Genomic DNA, 6375 nt, shown 5'->3' on the forward strand with positions numbered 1-6375 from the left:
AGTGAACACAGTCAAAATGGAAAATAATATTAAGGCAGTAGTAGCTGATAGTGTTGCAAATTGCTTATCAATAATGGCATTAGCGACTATTGCACCCATTGATACTCCCATAATAAAATCAAAAAAATTCATTTGTGAAATAAGTTTTGTGCCTATTTTTCGGGTTAAGAATAATGCTAAAACGTATATTCCAATACCTTTTAGTATTGTAATGAAGAAAACATTTCCCATATATGTACTACCTTTCTTTTATCTTATTATCATCTATAGATAGTAGTATTAGAAGGAGGTTAACTGGATATTCATTTATCAACCGATATTATATTTTACATAAATCGGGGAAATACAGACTAACGGAGGGAGTACCACAAGACGAATACCTATTATCTTGTCTCGACCTTTTCAAGCCAATTCTTGATGGGCATGTGGCGGTACCCCTAAAATGAGAGTTAGCATATCTTTCATATTTCAAACAGTATCGGTAAGTTTGTGAAGGAAGGTACTTAAACAAACGGGTGCTTTCGTTGGACAAACGCTGTTTCGGCGATCTTCTTTTTTTTGGTATTGAGCTCCGGTAGGTTAGTGAAAAAAATTATTAAGTCCTTCTTAAAAACTGGTATAATTTAGGTGGATTAAAGTGAATGGGTTCAACTTAGTTTTCAGTTGTTAACATTATAAAAGGCTTATATTCTGATGTAACTAAGATATATCTTGTTTTCCCCCTAAGACTTATCTTATTGCATTTTTACAAAGGAGCTAAATACTATGTTTAGTAATCCGATTTAAGGTGTTCCTCATTTCTATTAAATAATTAATAAAAATGGGGGATAAACTTGAAAACAAATCGTAATTTTCTTTTTCTAATGCTTGGTCAGTCACTGGCTAATGCAGGCGATGTGTTATACGTTGTCGGTGTTATTAGTTTTATTTATAAAATAACCGAGTCAGCTACCGCATCAGCGTTCGTTCCATTTATCATTACTTTTGGTATGTTTACTTCAAGCATCTTTACACCGCTATTAATTGGAAAATTTAATTTAAAAAAGCTGTTAGTTGGNNATTATTTTATTTGTTTTAAGTTTTGTAATGATGACAGGATTAGAATTAACAAACTATTACTTTGTTTTTTTTATCATAGCAGGTATTGCTATCCTAGATGGATGTGCAAACCCAATTAGGCTGACATTAATTCCTTATTATGTGGAAAAGGAACTCCTAATACAAGCAAATGGAATAGCAGAAACCATTACACAATCCATTCAAATGGGTACCTGGTTTTTGGGGAGCTTGTTATTAATGGTGTTCAATGCAAACCAACTAATTTGGCTTGTTGCTGTACTATTTGTTTTATCCAGCTTTATATTAAGTTTGTTAAAAAATGTTGAACATAAAGCAGAAAAACAAGAAAAAAAGTGGGCTCAATTAACACAAGGTTGGCAAACGATAAATGCTACACCTATATTAAAAAGTATGGCTAAAATGGAGTTTTTTGAATCTATCGCCAGCACTGTGTGGATAGCAGCTATATTAATTGTCTATGTAAAAGAGGCATTAAATGCAGAGGAACAATGGTGGGGATTTATAAACAGTGCGTTTTTCATCGGATTAATTATCGGAAGTATATTATGTGTGAAGTGGTCTCAATTTGTAGAACGAAAAAGATATGTTTTTATTATTACTGGGACCCTTTTGACGTGTGTTTTAACAATTCTATTCGGTATAACGAGTTTTCCAGTTATTGCTTTAATTTTATCAGCCCTGATCGGTCTATTTGGGCAGTTGAAAAATATTCCTCAACAAACAATCATCCAAACAAGCATTACAAAAGACCAATTAGCAACTGTTTATACGTCTTTTGGTACAATTTCAACAGGGACATTCGGTATTTCTTCACTAATAATGGGAGTATTATCGGATTATCTTGGTGTTCGGAATGTTTTTGTTCTTTCAGGAATTTTACTTTCCATTGTTTTTGTAATTGCATACAAAAATAGACAATTATTTATGAAAACAATTTATCGAGGATAGGTTCTTGAATCAAGAGAGGAATTGTTTACAATTCCTCTTTCTTCTTCAACTAAAGGGGAGCTTAGTTGAAGATTAAACAGGTAATTACTTATATCCATCAAATATTTAATTCTTTACATTGGTAGGAGAGAAGAAGAAATTGAAGAACAGCTAAAAATTTAATAATATAGGTAAACAATTGACAACCATTGCAACTGATATGAAACTTCAATATAATTAGATGAATTACCTGTAAATGGAATCCCCAATAAGGGCCATTTACTCGAGTTCCTATATGAAATGAATATGATGGATGTGCATCGGCGAATCAGTTTAAACTCGTAAATGTGAATGATGACAAATTTAAAACTTAACATAATCGGAGGAATAAAAATGGCAAAACCAAACCTGTGTCAAAGCTGTGGCATGCCCATGAAAGTGGCAAGTGACTTTGGAACTGAAAAGGATGGGACACCGTAAGAAAAATACTGTCACTATTGTTACGAAAATGGTGAATGGATGCAGCCTGATTTAACATTCGATGAATTTTATACATTCAGTTTAAAAAAGTTTCAGGAATCTGATATGAATCGGGTTGAAAAATTTTTTCTCAATAAAATGTATACAAAAAAGTTTTAAAAAAAATTAGAGCGCTGGCGCTAAAATTAGAGGCAAGCACTTTACAAGTGCTTACCTATTAAAACCTCATCCAGAGAAATGACTCTATGATTTAACTCTTCATTCGAATCTAAAACACCTATTACAATTTGATTGTCTTCTGTTATTGTGGCATATCTGAAATGTTTATCCCCATTAATTAGTAAAGCTGGTACCTGTTTTGCCTCCATCTTCGCAAAGACACTATCTGTGTACTCAAGTGGAAGAAAATCATCTAATCCTTCTGTTGGTCGACCAACCCATTTAAACAGGAAATCTTTGATTGCAAATTGCTCAATCATCGATAAATTTTTCTTGAATATTAGCTTATCCACGGTTACTGTTTTCACTCTAATCACTCCTCAAATAATAAGTAAAGTTTATACTTTCAAATTCCTAACTTCAACTTTATTACAGTGTCAGATTAGTTACATTTTGATTTCGGGCTATTTCAAATAAGGAATGTATAGAAATCATTATTTAATAATTGCATCTTTCCTTGTTCAACTAATTGGTAGGTTAGTTAACAAGCNNATTTAAAACGTAATGCAGAACTATATAGGTGAACCGGAAAAGGTTTTGATAAAAGTGATAGGAATAAGGAGAAAAAATTTGATGAATTGCTTAGTTACAAAAGGTAGTATTTATTATGAAATCGTGGAGCAGAGGATTTACAATATTAATCATGCATTCAATGGGTACACTAGATCATTGAAAGCGTGGATAGAGCCTATTTTTAATAACATTCAGGGTTTTCACATTCTAGTCAATTAAAAATGAAGGAGGAATAACTTTGTCAAAAACAAATCAAAAAATCGTTCCGCATTTATGGTATGACAAGGAGGCAAAAGAAGCAGCCGAGTTTTACACTTCCATATTCCCGGACTCAAAAATTACAGATGTAACAACAATCCACGAAACTCCATCAGGCGACTCCGATATTGTCTCGTTTGAACTTTGGGGGCAGAAGTTCATGGCAATCAGTGCAGGGCCTTATTTCAAGCTCAATCCGTCGGTATCTTTCATCGTAAATTTTGACCCATCGCGAGAAAAAGACGCGGGAGAAAAAATAAATGAGGTTTGGAAAAAATTGTCCGAAGGTGGCACAGTGTTAATGCCACTTGAGAAGTATCCGTTCAGTGAGAGGTATGGCTGGATTCAGGATAAGTATGGTTTTTCCTGGCAGTTAATCCTTACCAATCCAGAAGGTGAAGAGCGGCCATCATTAGTACCGTCACTTTTGTTTGTCGGTGATAATTGCGGCAACGCGGAAGAGGCGATTAATTTTTATTTATCTGTATTTAAAAATGCAAAGCAGGGACTTATCGCCCGCTACCCTAAAGGCATGGAACCAGACCAAGAAGGAACCATCATGTTCTCTGATTTCATGCTTGAAAATCAGTGGTTTGCCGCAATGGATAGCGCGCATGAGCACAAATTCAGTTTTAACGAGGCATTCTCATTTATGGTGTACTGCGACACACAAGAAGAGATTGATTACTACTGGGAAAGGCTCTCTGCAGTTCCTGAAGCCGAGCAATGCGGCTGGCTGAAAGATAAGTATGGCTTTTCCTGGCAGATTGTGCCAACTGAGATGGACGAGATGATGAGCAAGGGCACACCTGAGCAACTTGCGCGCCTAACGAAAGCATTTCTTAAAATGAAGAAATTTGAACTTGTGAAATTAAGGAAAGCATACATGGGATAATGTGAATACTGCCTACGGAAGATCTGATTTAGTCGAACAAATGCCGGAAGAGTTCAGAGAAATGCTTAAATGAAACTAAATTTTCCCTTGATGAATGATAATTTTACATAGAAATGTTATTTGAACAATCTTGTGCAAGAGTTTAAGGTCCGGCTACATAGCCGGATCTTTTGTTCTTCAACTGATATGAACGAAACTGTCAACCCACCACACCCAAAGGTTTTAAAATGGTGTTTTATTCAGTATGAATAGAGTTATTCCTTGTTTAACTTATAGACCAAATATCTTTCGGATTTAGCTTGTCAAGAGTGCACTTTCCCTTGATAAGCTAAATCCGAAATGGATACAATCCTAAAAGTTGAAAAAGGATAACCTTAAAAACTTGGCACGAAGGCAAAAACGCTGACGGTGGTATACAAACTGATATGCGTGGGGTGGGTACCACATTTCACTCCATCCGTCACGGAGCTGCCTCTGACTAACGGCCCACGTTCAGTCCTTGGACCTAGTGCATAGTTGAACATGAGGGTTCTCCTTCCCATGGGTTTTCCTACGAGCCAAATCTTTAATTTTTTCAATCACAAAGTTATTACTTAATTACATTTATGTCTTACTTTCAATCTACTTAAGCAGCATTCGAATAACTTACTAGTTTATCCTCTATAGAACAAGCGATAGACCAAGTAAAGCCAAGTAATTCTCTAGCGACAGCAACAACATCTACTTTTCCACCTTTTCCTTTAGCAGAGATGCGATGATATTTCATATGAAGACGGTGTTGAGCCTTCCAAGCAATTCGTTTTGCCTCTGGATCTTGGTTTTCTTGACGTTTAAGCAATTCACCTTTAAGAGATGGTCGGTGACGATAAGACCAACAAACTTCTACTATTAGTTAATACAACTTCATATATACATTAATAAAATTTTGATGGTAGATGGTGAAGATTACAAGTATAATCAAGTTAGAACATTAAATTGTAAGCAAACTAGGTGCCCGTGTGAAAACATGGGGTAACAGGGAATCGGGTGAAAATCCCGAGTGGACCCGCCACTGTAATTGAGGAGCTCTCTATCATTATGTCACTCAACTATGTAGTTGGGGAAGACGATAGAGCGTGATGATTCAAAAGCCAGGAGACCTACCTAGGTTGTAACACCAAAACAGCCTTCGCGGAAAGGAGAGGTGTACGAAGATGAAACGACAATTGTATTCTGCCAGTTTGTCGTCTATTTGCACGTACCCATAAATCCTCAATCTGTCAAAGGTTGAGGATTTTTTATGTTGTATTTTGTTTATAAAAGGGAGGAATTTTTAAATGGAAACTGTATCACTGTTTTTACTTGTTTTTGTATTGGGACTTCGACATGGGTTAGATGCGGATCATCTTGCCTTTATTGATGGACAAACCCGTTATAACTGGAGAATGGGAAGTCCATTTGCACGTTGGGTTGGTACGTTATTTTCATTTGGTCATGGAGGAATGGTAGCGGTGACGGCTGGGATTTTGGGAATGGTGATAAAGAATTTTTCATTCCCAGCTTATTTTGATAATTTTGCATCATGGGTATCCATTATTTCTTTATTCCTCATTGGCACAATAAATACTTACAATCTGTTACGCACTAAAAATAATAATGAAGAATTTCAACTTAGTGGATTAAAGGGAAAGTTTATTCCGAAAGTTGCGAAGGGAACAACAAATCCCTTTCTTATCATTTTAGTAGGGGCTTTGTTTGCCTTAGCTGCCGAGACGGTAAGTCAAACAGCTGTCTGGTCCATGGCAGCAAGTAACTCAGGTAAATACACACCTTTATTTTTAGGATTAGTTTTTATGTTTGGCATGATGATTACAGATACAATTGATTCCATGATTGTTTATAAAATGGTGAATCAGTCCAGCAAAATCGGTCAAGCTGCGTCAAGACTAATGGGTTGGGTGATTGTCTTCTTAGCATACGGAGTTTCCTTCTATCTGGCATTTACTTTCTTTAACCCTTGGGCA

At 35.7% G+C, this 6375-nt stretch carries 5 protein-coding genes, 3 pseudogenes and 1 riboswitch; of the genes and pseudogenes, 5 read left to right on the forward strand and 3 right to left on the reverse strand.

Features of this window, described 5'->3' with window-relative positions; genetic code table 11:
• A pseudogene (locus tag V7137_RS27745) lies at positions 1–231 on the reverse strand (DUF421 domain-containing protein); the annotation flags it as partial.
• A 1248-nt stretch (positions 232–1479) separates the two neighbouring features.
• Between V7137_RS27745 and V7137_RS30900 the strand changes: the two are divergent.
• Together V7137_RS30900 and V7137_RS27755 are read left to right on the forward strand one after the other, a co-directional pair.
• Positions 1480–2028, forward strand: coding sequence for an MFS transporter (locus V7137_RS30900; protein WP_438825632.1), 549 nt, complete (start codon positions 1480–1482; stop codon positions 2026–2028).
• Between the two features lie 372 nt (positions 2029–2400).
• Positions 2401–2646 (forward strand): annotated as a pseudogene (locus V7137_RS27755) (zinc ribbon domain-containing protein).
• Between the two features lie 41 nt (positions 2647–2687).
• On the opposite strand, the gene V7137_RS27760 reads toward V7137_RS27755, so the two are convergent.
• A complete protein-coding gene (locus tag V7137_RS27760) occupies positions 2688–3014 on the reverse strand; it encodes a hypothetical protein (RefSeq protein WP_335701051.1) in 327 nt (108 codons plus the stop codon).
• 265 nt (positions 3015–3279) lie between these two features.
• On the opposite strand from V7137_RS27760, the pseudogene V7137_RS27765 reads away from it, so the two are divergent.
• Positions 3280–3420 (forward strand): annotated as a pseudogene (locus V7137_RS27765) (alpha/beta fold hydrolase); the annotation flags it as partial.
• Positions 3421–3457: 37 nt separating this feature from the next.
• Positions 3458–4372, forward strand: a complete 915-nt coding sequence (locus V7137_RS27770; RefSeq protein WP_335701052.1) for a VOC family protein — start codon at positions 3458–3460, stop codon at positions 4370–4372.
• Positions 4373–4997: 625 nt separating this feature from the next.
• Here the strand turns inward: V7137_RS27770 and V7137_RS27775 are convergent.
• Positions 4998–5210 (reverse strand): hypothetical protein, encoded by a 213-nt coding sequence (locus V7137_RS27775; RefSeq protein ID WP_335701053.1) that lies wholly within the window; start codon positions 5208–5210, stop codon positions 4998–5000.
• Between the two features lie 133 nt (positions 5211–5343).
• Positions 5344–5533, forward strand: a riboswitch (cobalamin riboswitch).
• Between the two features lie 155 nt (positions 5534–5688).
• Here V7137_RS27775 and V7137_RS27780 point away from each other — a divergent pair.
• Positions 5689–6375 (forward strand): sodium:proton antiporter (locus V7137_RS27780; protein WP_335701054.1); only part of this gene is annotated, 687 nt, incomplete at its 3' end.

It is taken from the genome of Neobacillus drentensis, from assembly GCF_036962765.1.
GTDB classification, from domain to species: domain Bacteria; phylum Bacillota; class Bacilli; order Bacillales; family Cytobacillaceae; genus Neobacillus; species Neobacillus drentensis_C.